Annotated in this window: 9 protein-coding genes; all 9 read right to left on the reverse strand. The window is 69.7% G+C overall.

Annotated elements, in window-relative coordinates; translation table 11 throughout:
• Positions 1-13 precede the first annotated feature (13 nt).
• The 9 genes from UN84_RS09875 to UN84_RS09915 all read right to left on the reverse strand — a co-directional run bounded on the left by UN84_RS09875 (position 14) and on the right by UN84_RS09915 (position 15,841).
• Positions 14-3,001, reverse strand: coding sequence for an HD domain-containing phosphohydrolase (locus UN84_RS09875; protein WP_052719248.1), 2,988 nt, complete (start codon positions 2,999-3,001; stop codon positions 14-16).
• Positions 3,002-3,130: 129 nt separating this feature from the next.
• The gene (locus UN84_RS09880; protein ID WP_046077900.1) at positions 3,131-3,904 is read right to left on the reverse strand and encodes a sulfite exporter TauE/SafE family protein; all 774 of its coding nucleotides are present in this window, start codon (positions 3,902-3,904) and stop codon (positions 3,131-3,133) included.
• 90 nt (positions 3,905-3,994) lie between these two features.
• The gene (hglS, locus tag UN84_RS09885) at positions 3,995-5,362 is read right to left on the reverse strand and encodes a 2-oxoadipate dioxygenase/decarboxylase HglS (protein WP_046077901.1); all 1,368 of its coding nucleotides are present in this window, start codon (positions 5,360-5,362) and stop codon (positions 3,995-3,997) included.
• Between the two features lie 115 nt (positions 5,363-5,477).
• Positions 5,478-6,290: a peptidylprolyl isomerase gene (locus tag UN84_RS09890; protein WP_046077902.1), complete on the reverse strand. Its 813-nt coding sequence runs from the start codon at positions 6,288-6,290 to the stop codon at positions 5,478-5,480.
• A gap of 26 nt (positions 6,291-6,316) precedes the next feature.
• Positions 6,317-6,994, reverse strand: coding sequence for a respiratory nitrate reductase subunit gamma (narI, locus tag UN84_RS09895; protein WP_046077903.1), 678 nt, complete (start codon positions 6,992-6,994; stop codon positions 6,317-6,319).
• Positions 6,991-7,773 (reverse strand): nitrate reductase molybdenum cofactor assembly chaperone, encoded by a 783-nt coding sequence (gene narJ, locus UN84_RS09900; RefSeq protein ID WP_046077904.1) that lies wholly within the window; start codon positions 7,771-7,773, stop codon positions 6,991-6,993. The genes narI and narJ overlap by 4 nt, the downstream gene beginning before the upstream one ends.
• Entirely contained in the window at positions 7,766-9,334 is a 1,569-nt protein-coding gene (gene narH, locus UN84_RS09905) for a nitrate reductase subunit beta (RefSeq protein WP_046077905.1), read from the reverse strand. Before narH ends, narJ begins: the two co-directional genes overlap by 8 nt.
• Positions 9,331-13,125, reverse strand: a complete 3,795-nt coding sequence (locus tag UN84_RS09910; protein ID WP_046077906.1) for a nitrate reductase subunit alpha — start codon at positions 13,123-13,125, stop codon at positions 9,331-9,333. Before UN84_RS09910 ends, narH begins: the two co-directional genes overlap by 4 nt.
• A 13-nt stretch (positions 13,126-13,138) precedes the next feature.
• The gene (locus tag UN84_RS09915) at positions 13,139-15,841 is read right to left on the reverse strand and encodes a nitrate/nitrite transporter (protein ID WP_046077950.1); all 2,703 of its coding nucleotides are present in this window, start codon (positions 15,839-15,841) and stop codon (positions 13,139-13,141) included.
• Between the last annotated feature and the right edge of the window lie 101 nt (positions 15,842-15,942).

Genomic DNA, 15,942 nt, shown 5'->3' on the forward strand with positions numbered 1-15,942 from the left:
CTTTATAAGTGCATTATGACCCAGGGGCCTGCCCTGTACAGGGCGAAACGCGGCCCGAGGCGCCATTTCCACTTTTCATTGTCGGACATCCAGCCTCGTTCTTGAGCGCGTCGATGTCCACCTCGTCGATCTGCGCCGGCGCCAGGAAGCGCTCGGCGTAGTCGCGCCACACCCCGCTGTCGAGCAGCAGGACGAAGACGTCGGGATCCAGATGGCCGTCGCGGGCCATGCCGGCCAGGATCGACAGCGAGCGCGACAGCGTCAGACCCGGCTTGTAGGGCCGGTCGGCGGCGGTCAGCGCCTCGAACACGTCGGCCACCGCCATGATGCGCTCCTCCAGACTGGCCTCGGCCAGCACCAGCCGGCGCGGATAGCCCCGGCCGTCCATGCGCTCGTGATGGTTGCCGGCGATGGTCGGCACCCGCCGCAGGTGTGCCGGCCAGGGCAGCGACTCGAGCATCATGATGGTCTGGACGATGTGCTCCTGGATGCGGAAACGCTCGACGTCGTTGAGCGTGCCGCGGGCCACCCGCAGGTTGTAGAGCTCGCCCTGGTCGCCGGCCACCTCGGGCGGCTGCATGGCGAAGCCCCAGCGGTTGCGCGGGTCGCCCTCGGCCACCGGCGGCGGCGCGACGGCCCAGTCGAGGCGGTCCCGCGGGCGGTCGGCCAGCAGCCGCTCCTCGGCGGGCGGCGGGGCTTCGGGCTCGCGCGCCAGGCGCCCGGCCTCCTCCTCGGACACGCCGAGGCGGTCGTCGAAGTGGCGCCACCAGCGCCAGTCGGCGATCGCCTCGAGCCGCGCCAGGCGAGTCTCGTCGAGCGCCTCGCCGCCGCGGTTGAGCTCGGCCACCAGCCGGAAGGCCTCCTGCAGCTCGGCCTGCCGGCGCCGTCGCGCCTCGACCAGCGCGGGTTCGTCGCCGCCCTCGGCGAGCCCGCGCCAGTAGGCGACGTCGGCGTCGCGCCACAGCACCTCGAAGCGGGTTCGGATCTCGTGGATGCGGTTGTAGCGGGCCTCCAGCTTGGTGGCCTTCTCCATGACCTCGTCGGGCGTGGTCAGCTTGCCGCAGTCGTGCAGCCAGGCCGCCAGGTGGAAGGCGGTGCGACGGTCGTCATCCAGCGTCTCGTCGGCGAAGGGGCCGCTGGTCGAGCGGTGGGCGCCCTCCAGCAGCATCTCGGCCAGCTGCGGCACCCTCGAACAGTGGCCGCCGGTATGCGCCGACTTGGCGTCGGTGGCTCCGGCGATCAGCTCGACGATGGCGTCCAGCAGGCGCTTCTCGCCCTCCAGCAGGCGGCGGGTCTCGATGGCCACCGCCGCCGCGCCGGAGAGCTCCTCGACGAAGCGCCGCCAGGAACGATCGCCGCCCGATCCCGACGCGCGCAGCGCCAGTATCAGCAGCCCCATGCGATGGCCACTGCGATTGCACAGCGGCTGCACCAGATAGCCGCTGGCCGCGGCCCGGCGCTCCAGCGCCGCCATGCCGCTCTCGTCGGGGGCCTTCAGGGTCAGGCACGCCGGCAGCGGATCGTCGGGATCGCCCTGGCCCTGCTCGGCCTCGCAGGCGAAGCGGGTGGGATCGCTCTCGTCCTCGAGGTAGATGGCGCCGTGGCGGCTGTCGGTGATGTTCAGCAGGTCCTCGAGGACGGTGGCGAGCAGCGTGTCCAGCCGCGGCTCGCGGCTCAGCGTGCGGGTCATGCGCTGGAAGCCCGCGATGCCCTCGGCCATGCCCGTCAGAGCGCCGCTCAGCTGCTGCACCTCGCGCACCGGCGAGCGCACCCCGCGGCAGGCGGAGAAGTCGAAATCGCCCAGCGCCCGGACCTGCTCGGCCAGGGCGTTCAGCGGGCGGCTGAGCCGATGGCCGACCCACACGCCCAGCGGCAGCAGCGCCAGGGCCAGCAGCACGGCCACCAGCGAGCGCTGCCACAGCAGCTCACGGGTGCCGGCGAGCAGCTCGCGCTCTGGCACCACCATCAGCAGCGTGGCCGGCTCCACGCCGGGAATGCGGAACGGCAGCCGCATGCCGAACCAGTCCTCGCCGTCGACCCGGAAGCGGGCCGAGGCGCCGAAGGCGTCGTCGTCGGAGGCCGCCTCGCCCGGGGCCGCGGCCCCCAGCGAGGCGCCCTCGTCCCGGGTCAGGCGGCCGAGCCGCCGCAGCGCCGGGTCGTCCAGTTCATCCAGCGTCGCCAGCCGCGGCGAGCCGCCATGCTCGGCGAGCAGCGCCTCCACGTCGGGATGCGCCAGCAGCCGGCCGTCGCGGGACACCACCGCCAGCCGGGTGCCGGGCGTGATGCCCAGCGCGTCCATCTCGCTGCCGAGATCGGCCAGCGAGGCGTCCAGCCCCACCACCGCGCGCCCGTGGCGGCTGCGCCGGGCCAGGGTGATGCCGATCTCGCGGGTGGTGAAGAAGGCATAGGGCTCGGTAAGCCAGGCGCCGCTGGCCGCCATCGCCCGCCGATACCAGGGCCGCTCCCGGGGATCGAAGGCGTCGCCCGGCTGGAGCCGCCGGCCCAGCAGGTTCAGGTCGCGGTCGTAGAGCCGCCACTCGGCCTGGGCGTTGCCACTGGCATCGCGGTCGACCGCCTGCACCAGATAGGCCGCCTCGTCGGCGTCGGGCACCTCGGGCAGCCGCTCTTGCGGCACCCGCCCGGCCGGACGCAGCAGCAGGAAGTCGCCGTCCTCATAGCCCACGTAGACGGCGCTGGCCGCCGAGTGCGCCTCCAGCGAGGCGGCCAGCAGCGGCAGGTGCCGCAGGCGATCGACGAGCCGCTGGCGCGACGCCAGGTCGTCCTGGGCCAGCAGCGTCACCACCACCCGGGCCGGATCGATCAGCCGCCGCGCCCGCTCCTCGGTGGTCACGGCCAGCTGGCGGCCGGTGTCTTCCACGGCGCGGACCATCAGCTTGTCGGCACCGCGGACGCCATGCCACAGCAGCACCCCGGCCACGATCAGCATCAGGCCGACGATGGACACGGCGGTCAGCGCGCGAAGGGAGAGGGAACGGCGCATGGGTGGCCTCGGCAGCGACGATTCAGGCGCCGACGAGGTGCCGGCGCTGCCTTTCAAGATACGCCAAGTCCGCCGAGGATGACGGCGCCTTGCGGGAACGCCTTTCAACGTGCGGCTCGGACGCGCCGCTCAGCCGCCCCAGAGACGCGCGGCGCCGAGCCAGGCCAGGCGCAGCGAGAGCAGCGTCAGCACCAGCCGGAACAGGTCGTCGAAGCGGCGATCGGAAAGCCGCTTCAGCAGGTTCAGGCCCAGCCAGGTGCCGACGAAACCCGCCGCGACCATGGCCAGGATCAGTCCCAGCCAGTCATGGAACACGAAGCCGGCGGCGCCGAACACGAAGGCCTTGGTGAGATGCTGGGCCACCATGCAGGCGGAGAAGGTCGCCACCTTGGCCAGGCGGCCTTCCTGGCGCTGCTTGATGAAGGCCGCCACCACCGGGCCGCTGGCCCCCACCAGGCTCGAGAGCAGGGTGGTGACCGCGCCGACGATCAGGGTGCCGAGCCGGCCCAGGGCGCGCCCGGGCAGCCCCGGGCCCCACAGGGTGAAGAGCACGAAGGCGGCGATGCACAGCTCCAGCACCCCGGCGGGCAGGCGGATCAGCAGCCAGGCGGCCGCCAGAGCACCGAGCGCCACCCCGGGCAGGAAGGCCAGCAGGGTGGCGCGGTCGAGGTGGCGCCAGGTCATGCACACGCGGCCGACGTTGGACCCCAGCTGCACCATGCCGTGCACCGGAATCAGCGCGGCCGCCGGCATCACCTGGGCCAGGGCCATGATCATCAGCACCCCGCCGCCGGCACCGAAGGCCGCGGTGAAGGCCGAGGTCAGCACCGACAGCAGGATCAGCGTGAGGTCGAGGCCGCCGGACAGCGGCGACAGCGTATCGAGAACAGACAGCAGCGGCATGCGGGGTCCCGGTCCATGGGCGACACCCCATCATAGCCGAGCGCCGCCCTCGCGAGGCAAGGCGGCGCCCGGCTTATTCATCGTCGACCGCTAGCCGGCCAGCGCCTCGCGCACCGCGGCCAGCGAGGCGCGTTCCCGCTCGGCGTAGAGGCTGAGCTCGTCGGTCACCGCCGCCCCCAGGTCGGCCTCGAAGGCCGCTCGGTTGGCGTGGCCGGCGTAGGCCTCGCCGTCGCCGTCGCCCAGGTTCGACTGGAAGATGCCCGCCGCGCTGACCGGCAGGAAGTCCTCGTAGGTGATCGGCCGGGCGACCACCAGGCCGCGAGCGATCAGAGCCTCGGGATCCGAGGCGTCGACCGGGCCGGAGGCGCGCCCGGCGTCGGTGAGCCGATATTCGAAGAACGCCAGGCCGCGGCGGCGCAGATCGGCCTCGTCGTCCGGGAAGTCGGCGAAGGCCTCGGCCAGGGCTTGCTGGTGCGCCTCGTGGGCGAGCCCGGCGGTGCCTTCCTTGGAGGCGGCGAGCAGGCGGTCGTAGAGCGCCCGGCCCTCGGCGGTCAGCGCCACGCCGCGCTGTTCGATCTCGCCGAAGCGCGCGGTGTGGGTGCCCTGGCGATCGCCGGCGAAGCGGATCGGCTCCTCCAGCGCCTTGAAGCTGGTCTGGCGCAGCAGGATCGGGCAGTCGCGGCGCGGCGGGCCCTCGATCACCGCCTTGGGATTCATGCCGGCCGCCGGCATGCGCCGCTGGACCTCGTCGATGTCCAGGGTGCGCGGCGTCAGATGGTTGATGTGCGGCCCGCGGAAGCAGACCACGTCGGCGATCAGCCGATGCTCGGCGTTCAGCGCCTCGTAGGTGTCGAGGTCCACGGTGGCGTCGCGGTGCCAGCGGAAGGTCTCCAGCGCCGCGGTGACGAAGCGATCGGCCTGCTCGTCGGTGAGCCCGCCCTGGTCCTCGGCCAGGGCGATCAGCTCCCGGGCCTCGGGGGTGAAGATGTCGCGCTCGGCCAGGATCGCCGCGGCCCGCTCGCGCAGCGCCTCGCTCTCGATCAGCTCCAGGCGCAGCAGCGAGGTGAAGAGGCGGAAGGGGTTGCGCGCCAGCGCCGCGTCGTCGACCGGGCGGAAGGCGGTGGAGTGCACCGGCACCCCGGCCTCGGCGAGGTCGTAGTAGCCCACCGGATACATGCCCATCACCGCGAACAGCCGGCGCAGCATGGAAAGTTCCTCGGCGCTGCCGACGCGGATGGCGCCGTGGCGCTCGACGCCGAGGCGGCCCAGCTCATCGAAGGCCTCGAGCCGCTCGGCCAGGGCGGCATCGCGCGTCAGGGTCTCGCGGTTCACCTCGTCGACCAGCGTGAGCAGGGTCTCGTACTGGGGAACCTCGGCCTGGTACATGGCCGACATGGCCCGGGAGAAGCGGTCGCGGATCTCGTCGGCGGAGACGAAGGCCGTGGCGGTGGCGGTCATCAAAGAGTCCTCGAATGGAGAAAACGGTCGTCCTCCATCTAAGCAGAGCCGGCGCCGGCGCCCTACCGGAATGGCGACGTCCTCTTTCATCTCTTCGCTGCCACCACCATCGACCTCACTGCATCAGGGCGCCGGCGGCGTCCTCGTCCAGCGCGATGCCCTCCACGCCGATCTCCTCCGCCAGCGCCAGCAGGTAGTGGCGCAGGGCGCGGCGGGTGGCGCGCTCGCGCAGGCTGTGCCGGACCCGGTCGGCGATCTCGTCGTAGGGCAGCGCCCGGCCCTCCTGCCGCTCGTCGATGCAGACCAGGTGCCAGCCGTAGCGGGAGGCCAGCGGCCGGCCGTGAAGCCCGACCGGCAGATGCCGCAGGGCACGGTCCAGCTCGGGCACCGTCTGGCCGGGCGCCAGCCAGCCCAGCTCGCCGCCCTGGTCCTTCGAGGGACAATCCGAATGCCGCTGGGCCAGCTCGGTGAAGCGCTCGGGCGCTTCCTGGAGCTCGCGAATGAGTTTCTCGCCCTGCCGATAGCCGCCGTCCCGACGCTCGGGGTCGTCCGGCGCCGCCGCCAGCAGCACGTGGCGCACCCGCCGTCGGGTCGGCTCGCTGAAGCGCTCGGGGTGGGCGGCGTAAAAGCGGCGGCAGTCCGCCTCGCCGGGCTCGGGAACGTCCAGCTCGCGCTCCAGCAACGCGGCGATGGCGGCCTCGATGTCCGCGTCCTCCTCCACCGCCAGCCCCAGCTGCCCGGCGCGCTGGCGCAGCAGCTCGCGCACCACCAGGGCGCGGGCCGCCCGGCCCCGGGCGTCGCCGGCGCTGTCCGCCGGGTGGTACTGCATCTCGCGGGCGATCGCGGCATGGTCGATGGATGCCTCGCCGACCCGGATCGGGGGCGGCGTCGCGCCGCCCGGTACGGTCTCGATATCGATCTTCTGCATGATGTCGCCTCTCCCTGGAGTGTCGCTCAGGCCCGACGGCGCACGATCTGGTAGCGCCGCATCAGATAGCCCAGCGGCGCGCTCCAGACGTGCACCAGGCGGGTGAAGGGGAAGACCAGCACGATGGTCAGCCCCACCAGGATGTGCAGCTGGTAGATCAGGCCGATGCCGACGAGATGCTCGGCGGCGCCGCCCTGGAAGAACACGATGGCCTGGGCCCAGCTGGCGAGCCGGAGCATCACGCCGCCGTCCAGGTGTCCCAGCGCCGGGATGATGGTCGCGAGGCCCAGCGACACCTGCAGTACCAGCAGCAGGATGATGACGGTGTCCATCGGGCCCGACGAGGCCTTGACCCGGGCGTTGGTCAGGCGGCGCCAGGCCAGCATGGCACCGCCGATCAGGCACATCACGCCGGCGATGCCGCCCACCACGATGGCCACCATCTGCTTGGTGCCGGCACTCATGAAGGGGGCATAGACCCAGTGCGGCGTCAGCAGGCCCACCAGATGGCCGAAGAAGATCACCAGGATGCCGACGTGGAAGAGATTGCTGGCCAGGCGCATGTTCCGTGAGCTGAGCATCTGGCTGGAGCCGGTCTTCCAGGTGTACTGGCCGTGGTCGAAGCGCAGCAGGCTGCCGATCAGGAAGACGCTGCCGGCGAGATAGGGATAGAGCCCGAACAGCAGGGTGTGGACATAGCTCATGACGATTCTCCTTGTTGCCGCGGGGCGCCGGGCTCGAGGATCCGGACCGCCTCGTCGTGCGTCGCCTTCTTGCGTTCGGCCAGCCGCCGGCCCTCGGCGGACTGCAGGGCGCAGTCCTGGTCGGAGGCGGCGGAGAAGCGCACCGCCTCCTCTTCCCAGACGGCGTCCAGGGCCTCGGGGGTATCGTCCCGCGCCTCCTGACTCACCGGCTCGCGATGCGCGTTCACGTCGTCCTCGGCGCCGATCAGCGCCAGCAGGGCCAGTATCGCCAGGGCGTGATCGGCCTCACGCTCCTCGAGGCGTGCGGTGAGCCTGGCCAGGATGTGGCGGACCTCGCCCAGCCAGCGGCCGATCTCCGCTTCGGGCCGGGTGGAGAGATACTCCAGGAACAGCGGCAGGTGATCGGGCAGCTCCCGGGCGTCGAGCTCGAAGCCGGCGGCGCGATACTCGGCCAGCAGGTCGACCATGGCCTGGCCGCGGTCGCGGGACTCGCCGTGGACGTGCTCGAAGAGCAGCAGCGAGGTGGCCCGGCCACGGTCGAACAGCGCCACGTATTCGGCCTGCAGGTCCAGCAGATCGGCCGCGGCCAGGCGTCGGCACCAGTCCATCAGGGCGGTGCGCAGATTGCCCGGCAGCCGCCGCTCGGCGTCGAGGATCGCGTTCATCTCCCCGACGGCGGCCTGGAGCTCACGATCGGGGTAATCCAGCAGCCGGGCCAGCACCCGCAGGCTCAGCATGTCATCCGCCGGTTCGGGCTGGACGCGGGCGGCATCAGTCATGACGGGCCTCCTCGGCGCTGCCGCCATGCGGGTCGAAGACCTCGACGGGCTGGACCAGGGTGGTGGTCTGCTTGCGACCGCCGAACAGGCTGGCTTCGCTGTCGCCGCCGTGGCAGCCGTCGCCGAAGCTGAAGCCGCAGCCGCCGCGCTCGGGGAAGGCGTCGACGGCCATCTCCCGATGGGCGGTGGGGATGACGAAACGATCCTCGTAGTTGGCGATGGCGAGGTAGCGATACATCTCCTCGACCTGGGCCTCGCTGAGTTCGACCTCGTCGAGCACCGCGGCGTCGGCCGCGCCGTCCACGTGCTTGCCGCGCATGTAGAGGCGCATCGCCATCAGCCGCTTGAGGGCCAGCACCACGGGCGCCTCCTCGCCGGCGGTGAGCAGGTTGGCCAGGTACTTCACCGGGATGCGCAGCGACTCGATCTTCGGCAGCACGCCGTCGTATTCCACCTGACCCGCCTCGGCAGCGGACTGGATCGGCGACAGCGGCGGCACGTACCAGACCATGGGCAGGGTGCGATACTCCGGGTGCAGCGGCAGCGCCAGGCCCCATTCCATGGCCAGCTTGTAGACCGGGCTCTGCTGGGCCGCGGTGATCACGCTGTCGGCGACGCCGTCGCGGCGGGCCTGGGCGATCACCTCAGGGTCATTCGGGTCGAGGAAGATCTCGCGCTGGCGATGATAGAGGTCGCGCTCATCCGCGGCACCGGCCACTTCCTCGATGCGATCGGCGTCGTAGAGCAGCACGCCCAGGTAGCGGATGCGGCCCACGCAGGTTTCGGAGCAGATCGTCGGCTGGCCGGCCTCGATGCGCGGGTAGCAGAAGATGCACTTCTCGGACTTTCCGCTCTTCCAGTTGTAATAGATCTTCTTGTAGGGGCAGCCGGAGATGCACATCCGCCAGCCGCGGCACTTGTCCTGGTCGATCAGCACGATGCCGTCTTCCTCGCGCTTGTAGATCGCCCCGCTGGGGCAGGACGCCACGCAGGTGGGGTTCAGGCAGTGCTCGCACAGCCGCGGCAGATACATCATGAAGGTGTTCTCGAACTGGCCGTAGATATCGGCCTGCACCTGCTCGAAGTTGGCGTCGCGGCGTCGCTTGGCGAACTCGGTGCCGAGCAGTTCCTCCCAGTTCGGCCCCCACTCGACCTTGTTCATGCGCTGCCCGGAGATCAGCGAGCGCGGCCGGGCGGTGGGCTGGTGATCGCCCGGCAGGGCAGTGTGCAGGTGCTGGTAGTCGAAGGTGAACGGCTCGTAGTAGTCGTCGATCTCCGGCAGGTCGGGGTTGGCGAAGATGTTCGCCAGCACCCGCCACTTGCCGCCGATGCGCGGCTCGATGCGGCCGTCCTGGCGACGCAGCCAGCCGCCGTTCCACTTGTGCTGGTTCTCCCACTCCTTGGGATAGCCGATGCCGGGCTTGGTCTCGACGTTGTTGAACCAGGCGTACTCGACGCCCTCGCGGCTGGTCCAGACGTTCTTGCAGGTCACCGAGCAGGTGTGACAGCCGATGCACTTGTCGAGGTTCAGGACCATCCCGACCTGGGAGCGAATCTTCATTTCACGGCCTCCTGCGCGTAGTCGTTGCCTTCGCCGTCCAGCCAGTCGATGCGCTTCATCTTGCGCACGATGACGAACTCGTCGCGGTTGGAGCCGACGGTGCCGTAGTAGTTGAAGCCGTAGGAGAGCTGGGCATAGCCGCCGATCATGTGGGTCGGCTTGGGGCACACGCGGGTGACCGAGTTGTGGATGCCGCCGCGGGTGCCGGTGATCTCGGAGCCCGGCATGTTCAGGATGCGCTCCTGGGCGTGGTACATCATCGCCATGCCGTTCTTGACCCGCTGGCTGACCACCGCCCGGGCGGCGATGGCGCCGTTGGCGTTGTAGAGCTCGATCCAGTCGTTGTCCTCGACGCCGATGGACGTCGCGTCGTCCTCGGACAGCCAGACGATGGGCCCGCCCCGGGACAGGGTCTGCATCAGCAGGTTGTCGGAGTAGGTGGAGTGGATGCCCCACTTCTGGTGCGGCGTGATCCAGTTGAGCGCGATCTCCGGGTTGCCGTTGCCCTTGTCATCGGCCAGGCCGACCGCGGCCTTGGTGTCGATGGGCGGCCGATAGACCAGCAGGCTCTCGCCGAAGGCGCGCATCCAGGCATGATCCTGGTAGAACTGCTGGCGGCCGCTGACGGTGCGCCAGGGAATCAGCTCGTGGACGTTGGTGTAGCCGGCGTTGTAGGAGACGTGTTCGTCCTCGAGTCCCGACCAGGTGGGACTGGAGATGATCTTGCGCGGCTGGGCCACCACGTCACGGAAGCGGATCTTCTCCTCTTCCTTGGGCACCGCCAGATGCTTGTGGTCGCGGCCGGTGATCGCCGACAGCGCGTCCCAGGCCTTGACCGCCACCTGGCCGTTGGTCTCGGGCGCCAGGGTGAGGATCACCTCGGCGGCGTCGATGGCCGACTCGATGCGCGGTCGCCCCTTGGCCGGCCCTTCGGACTTCACCTGATTGAGCCTGCCGAGCAGCTCTACCTCCTTCTCGGTCTTCCAGCCGATGCCCTTGCCGCCGTTGCCCAGGCGGTCGAGCAGCGGCCCCACCGAGGTGAAGCGCTCGTAGGTGGCCGGGTAGTCGCGCTTGACCTCGACCAGCGCCGGCAGGGTCTTGCCGGGGACCGGCTCGCACTCGCCCTTCTTCCAGTCGCGGACCTCGGGCTGGGCCAGCTCGGCGGGGGAGTCATGCTGCAGCGGCTGGGTGACCAGGTCGGTCTCCTCGCCCAGGTGGCCCACGCAGGCCTTGGAGAACGCCTTGGCGATGCCCTTGTAGATCTCCCAGTCGCTGCGCGACTCCCAGGCCGGGTCGGTGGCCGCGGTCAGCGGATGGATGAAGGGGTGCATGTCGGAGGTGTTGAGGTCGTCCTTCTCGTACCAGGTCGCCGTGGGCAGCACGATGTCCGAGTACAGGCAGGTGGTGGACATGCGGAAGTCCAGCGTCACCAGCAGGTCGAGCTTGCCCTCAGGCGCCTGCTCGCGCCACACGACCTCCTCGGGCGTCTGGCCGCCGGCCTCGCCCAGGTCCTTGCCCTGGATGCCGTGACGGGTGCCCAGCAGGTACTTGAGCATGTACTCGTGGCCCTTGCCCGAGCTGCCGAGCAGGTTGGAGCGCCAGATGAACAGGTTGCGCGGGAAGTTCTTCGGGTCGTCGGGGTCCTCGGCGGCGAAGCGCAGCTCGCCGGCCTTGAGCCGGTCGACCACGTAGTCCGCGGTGGCCTGGCCCGCCTCGGCGGCCTGGCCGGCCAGCGACAGGGGATTGGTGGCCAGCTGCGGCGCGGAGGGCAGCCAGCCCATGCGCTCGGCGCGCACGTTGAAGTCGACCAGGCTGCCGGAGTAGTCCTCGGCCTTGGCCAGCGGCGAGAGGATCTCCTTGACCTCGAGTTTCTCGTAGCGCCACTGGCTGGAGTGGTTGTAGAAGAAGGAGGTGGAATTCATCTGCCGCGGCGGCCGCTGCCAGTCCAGGCCGAAGGCCAGCGGCAGCCAGCCGGTCTGCGGGCGCAGCTTCTCCTGGCCCACGTAGTGCGCCCAGCCGCCGCCGCTCTGGCCGATGCAGCCGCACATGACCAGCATGTTGATCAGGCCACGGTAGTTCATGTCCATGTGGTACCAGTGGTTCATCCCGGCACCGACAATGATCATGGAACGCCCGCCGGTCCTGTCGGCGTTGTCGGCGAACTCCCGGGCAATGCGCAGGCACTGCTCGGCGGACACGCCGGTGATCTTCTCCTGCCAGGCCGGGGTATAAGGCTTGACCTGGTCGAAGGCGGTGGCGCCGTCGTCCTTGCCCTCTTTGCTTCTAAACCCGCGGTCGATGCCGTAGTTGGCGCACATCAGGTCGAACACGGTGACCGCCAGCACCTCGCGGCCGTCTGCCCGGGTCATCCGCTTGGCCGGCAGGCAGTGGAACAGCAGCTCGTCGCTGGCGCCGCCGCTCTTCACGTGATCGAAGTGCTGATGCTCGATCCCGCCGAAGTAGGGAAAGGCCACCCGAGCCACCTCGTCATGGGCCTCGGCCAGGCTGAGCCTCGGCCGGATCTCGGTGCCGTCGGCGTCGAGAGACTCGAGGTTCCACTTGCCCTTGCTCTCGTCCTCGTCGTCGCCGCTCGCTTCGCCCCAGCGGAAGCCGATGGAGCCGCGCGGCACGACGAGGCGATCGCCGAGCTCGTCCCAGACCAGAGTCTTCCACTCGGGATTGTTGTCCTGACCCAGGCCGTCGGCGAAGTCGCTGGCGCGCAGCTGCCGGCCGGGCACGTGGCTGCCGTCCTCGCGAACCTCGAGCTCCACCAGGCAGGGCATGTCGGTGTAGCGGCGCACGTAGTCGGTGAAATAGGCGCTGGGGTTGTCGAGATGGAATTCCTTGAGGATGACGTGGCCCATGGCCAGGGCCAGGGCCGCGTCGGTGCCCTGCTTGGCGGACAGCCACTCGTCGGTGAGCTTGGCGACCTCGGCATAGTCCGGGGTGACCGCGACGGTCTTGGTGCCCTTGTAGCGCACCTCGGTGAAGAAGTGGGCGTCCGGGGTGCGGGTCTGGGGCACGTTGGACCCCCAGGCGATGATGTAGCCCGAGTTGTACCAGTCGGCGGACTCCGGCACGTCGGTCTGCTCGCCCCAGGTCATCGGCGAGGCCGGCGGCAGGTCGCAGTACCAGTCGTAAAAGCTCATGCACACGCCGCCGATCAGCGACAGATAGCGGCTGCCGGCGGCGTAGGAGACCATCGACATGGCCGGAATCGGCGAGAAGCCGATGATGCGGTCCGGCCCGTACTGCTTGGCGGTGTAGACGTTGGAAGCGGCGATCAGGCCGTTGAGTTCGTCCCAGTCGGCGCGCACGAAGCCGCCCATGCCGCGGGCGCGCTTGTACTGCCTGGCCTTGGCCGGGTCCTCGACGATGGAGGCCCAGGCGTTCACCGGGTCACCATGCTCGGCAAGGGCCTCCCGCCACAGCGCCAGCAACGGCTTGCGGATCAGCGGATGTTTCAGGCGGTTGGCGCTGTACAGGTACCAGGAGTAGCTGGCCCCGCGCGGACAGCCGCGGGGCTCGTGGTTGGGCAGGTCCGGGCGGGTACGCGGATAGTCGGTCTGCTGGGTCTCCCAGGTGACCAGGCCGTTCTTGACGTAGATCTTCCAGCTGCACGACCCCGTGCAGTTGACCCCGTGGGTACTGCGCACCACCTTGTCGTGCTGCCAGCGCGCGCGATAGCCGTCCTCCCAGTCGCGGGTCTCGTCGCGGGTCTCGCCGTGTCCCCCGGCGAAGTCGTCGGGGCGGCGGGTCAGGTACTTCAGGCGGTCCAGAAAGTGACTCATGGATGCTCTCTCCTCAGCGGCTCGGCGAGGCGGTTGGCGTCTGCGCCGCGTGCTCGGGCGCCTGCAGGCGGATCTCGGCGTGGCGGCGGGTGTAGTAGAACCAGGTCAGGGCCACGCAGATCGCGTAGAAGGCAATGAAGCCGTACAGCGCCATTTCGGCCCCCCCGGTCAGCGCGATGGAGCTGCCGAAGGTCTTGGGAATGAAGAAGGCCCCGTAGGCGGCGATCGCCGAGGTGAAGCCGATGGTCGCCGCGGCTTCCTTCTCGCTCTGCTGACGCTGAGCCGCCTCGTCGAGGGTCGGCATCAGTCGCGCCACCTCCTGGCGGAAGATCTCGGGAATCATCTGGAAGGTGCTGGCATTGCCCACGCCGGTGAAGAAGAACAGCAGCAGGAACATCGCGAAGAAGCCCCAGAACGCGCCCGGCTGGTCCTTGATCCCGAGGAAGAACAGCACCCCGGCCACGCAGGCGATCATCGCCGCGAACACCCACAGGGTGACCCTGGCCCCGCCGAAGCGGTCCGAAACCCAGCCGGTGCCGGCCCGGGACAGGGCGCCCACCAGCGGCCCCAGGAAGGCGAACTGCAGCACGTCGACCTCCGGGAACTGGTTCGACGCCAGCAGCGGGAAACCCGCGGAGTAGCCGATGAAGCTGCCGAAGGTGCCGGTGTAGAGCACGCACATCAGCCAGTTGTGCTTGCGCTTGAAGATCACCGCCTGATCCTTGAACGAGGAGCGGGCACTGGCGATGTCGTTCATGCCGAACCAGGCCGCCACGGCGCCGAGCAGGATGAACGGCACCCAGACGAAGCCGGCGTTCTGCAGCCACAGGCGCTCACCGTCGCCCAGCGTCTGCGGCTCGCCGCCCAGCACGCCGAACACCCCGGCGGTGATCGCCAGCGGGATCAGGAACTGCATGACGCTGACGCCCAGGTTGCCCAGCCCGGCGTTGAGCGCCAGGGCGTTGCCCTTCTCGCGCTTGGGATAGAAGAACGAGATGTTGGCCATGCTCGAGGCGAAGTTGCCGCCGCCGAAGCCGCACAGCAGCGCCAGGATCAGCATCACCAGATAGGGGGTGTCGGGATTCTGCACCGCGAAGCCGATCCACAGCGCCGGCAACGCCAGTGAGGCGGTCGACAGCGCCGTGAAGCGCCGGCCGCCGACGATCGGCACCATGAAGCTGTAGAAGATGCGCAGCGTGGCGCCGGACAGGCCCGGCAGCGCGGCCAGCCAGAACAGCTGGTTGGAGGTGTAGTCGAAACCCACCTGGGGCAGCTTGGCCACCACCACCGACCAGACCATCCACACCGAGAAGGCCAGCAGCAGATTGGGAATCGAGATCCACAGGTTGCGGGTGGCGATGCGCTTGCCCTTCTCGGACCAGAAATCCGGATCCTCCGGGCGCCAGTCCTGCAGCACGAAACGGCTGGGCGTGGCGAGCTCCGGCAGATCGGTGACCTCCCGGCCGGCCCGCCACTCCTGACGGCTGGCACGCAGGATGGCGTAATGCATCCACACCAGCGCCGCGGCGGACACCGCGAACAGCAGCATGAAGCAACTCTGCCAGATGCCCGCCACGTCGTTGAGCATGCCGAAGGTCAGCGGCAGGAAGAAGCCACCGAGCCCCCCGATCATGCCCACCACCCCGCCGACCGCGCCGACGTGCTGCGGATAGTAGCTGGGGATGTGCTTGAACACCGCTGCCTTGCCCAGCGACATGAAGAAGCCCAGCACCATGATCAGCACGACGAAGCCGACCAGGTTCATGGCGAAGGAGAATTCCAGGATGTCGTGAACGCCCTGCACGCGGTAGCGGGTCGGCGGGTAGCTGAGCAGGAAGGTGCAGGCCACCGAGGCGATCAGGGTCCAGTACATCACCCGTCGCGCGCCGTAGCGGTCGGACAGCCAGCCGCCAAGGACGCGGAACAGCGACGCCGGAATGGTGTACAGCGCGGCGACGATGCCGGCGGCGGTGATGCTCAGGCCGTAGACCTCGACCAGATAGTGCGGCAGCCACAGCGCCAGGGCGACGAAGCCGCCGAACACGAAGAAGTAGTACAGCGAGAAGCGCCACACGCGAACCTCGACCAGCGGTGCCAGCTGCTGCCTGAGCGGCACGGCCTCGGCCCGGCGCCGCTCGCTCTGCGGATCGGTCCGCGCCAGCAGCAGGAAGGCCACGCCCATGATCGCGATCACCGTGGCGTAGACCAGCGCCGCCCCCTGCCAGCCCAGCGCCAGCAGCAGGAAGGGGGCGCCGAAGTTGGTCACCGCGGCCCCGACGTTGCCGGCCCCGAAGATCCCCAGGGCGGTGCCCTGGCGCTCCTGCTCGAACCAGGCCGAGGTGTAGGCCACGCCGACGATGAAGGAACCCCCGGCCAGGCCGACGCCCAGGGCGCCGAGCAGCAGCATGGGGTAGCTGGTGGCGAAGGTCAGCAGGTAGACACAGGCCGCCGTGGCCAGCATCAGCAGGCTGAACACCCAGCGCCCGCCGAAGCGATCGGTGAGGATGCCCAGGAACAGGCGGCTGATCGACCCGGTGAGCACCGGGGTCGCCATCAGCAGGCCGAGCTGGGTGTCCGACAGGGCGAACTCCTGCTTGATCTGCAGGCCGAGAATGGAGAACAGCGTCCACACCGCGAAGCACAGCGTGAACGCCAGCGTGGACAGGAACAGGGCGCGATTCTGGGCGCGCCTGGTCGATGGGGTGGGGTTGGCCATGATCTCCCCCTCTGGCTCGGTGAAAGGCTTCCGGGAGCGCCCTTCCACCGGACCGAAGGTGCGAAAGACGCGGTAGGAGGACCTTAGCGCCGGCGGTGAGG

The organism is Halomonas sp. HG01 (assembly GCF_000968715.2).
GTDB classification, from domain to species: domain Bacteria; phylum Pseudomonadota; class Gammaproteobacteria; order Pseudomonadales; family Halomonadaceae; genus Halomonas; species Halomonas halophila.

Excerpts from the sequence above, each read along its gene's own strand:
- narH (WP_046077905.1), bottom strand. The coding sequence starts at position 9,334 with ATGAAGATTCGCTCCCAGGTCGGGATGGTCCTGAACCTCGACAAGTGC.
- UN84_RS09910 (WP_046077906.1), bottom strand. The coding sequence starts at position 13,125 with ATGAGTCACTTTCTGGACCGCCTGAAGTACCTGACCCGCCGCCCCGAC.
- UN84_RS09915 (WP_046077950.1), bottom strand. The coding sequence starts at position 15,841 with ATGGCCAACCCCACCCCATCGACCAGGCGCGCCCAGAATCGCGCCCTG.
- narI (WP_046077903.1), bottom strand. The coding sequence starts at position 6,994 with ATGAGCTATGTCCACACCCTGCTGTTCGGGCTCTATCCCTATCTCGCC.
- hglS (WP_046077901.1), bottom strand. The coding sequence starts at position 5,362 with ATGACCGCCACCGCCACGGCCTTCGTCTCCGCCGACGAGATCCGCGAC.
- UN84_RS09890 (WP_046077902.1), bottom strand. The coding sequence starts at position 6,290 with ATGCAGAAGATCGATATCGAGACCGTACCGGGCGGCGCGACGCCGCCC.
- narJ (WP_046077904.1), bottom strand. The coding sequence starts at position 7,773 with ATGACTGATGCCGCCCGCGTCCAGCCCGAACCGGCGGATGACATGCTG.
- UN84_RS09875 (WP_052719248.1), bottom strand. The coding sequence starts at position 3,001 with ATGCGCCGTTCCCTCTCCCTTCGCGCGCTGACCGCCGTGTCCATCGTC.
- UN84_RS09880 (WP_046077900.1), bottom strand. The coding sequence starts at position 3,904 with ATGCCGCTGCTGTCTGTTCTCGATACGCTGTCGCCGCTGTCCGGCGGC.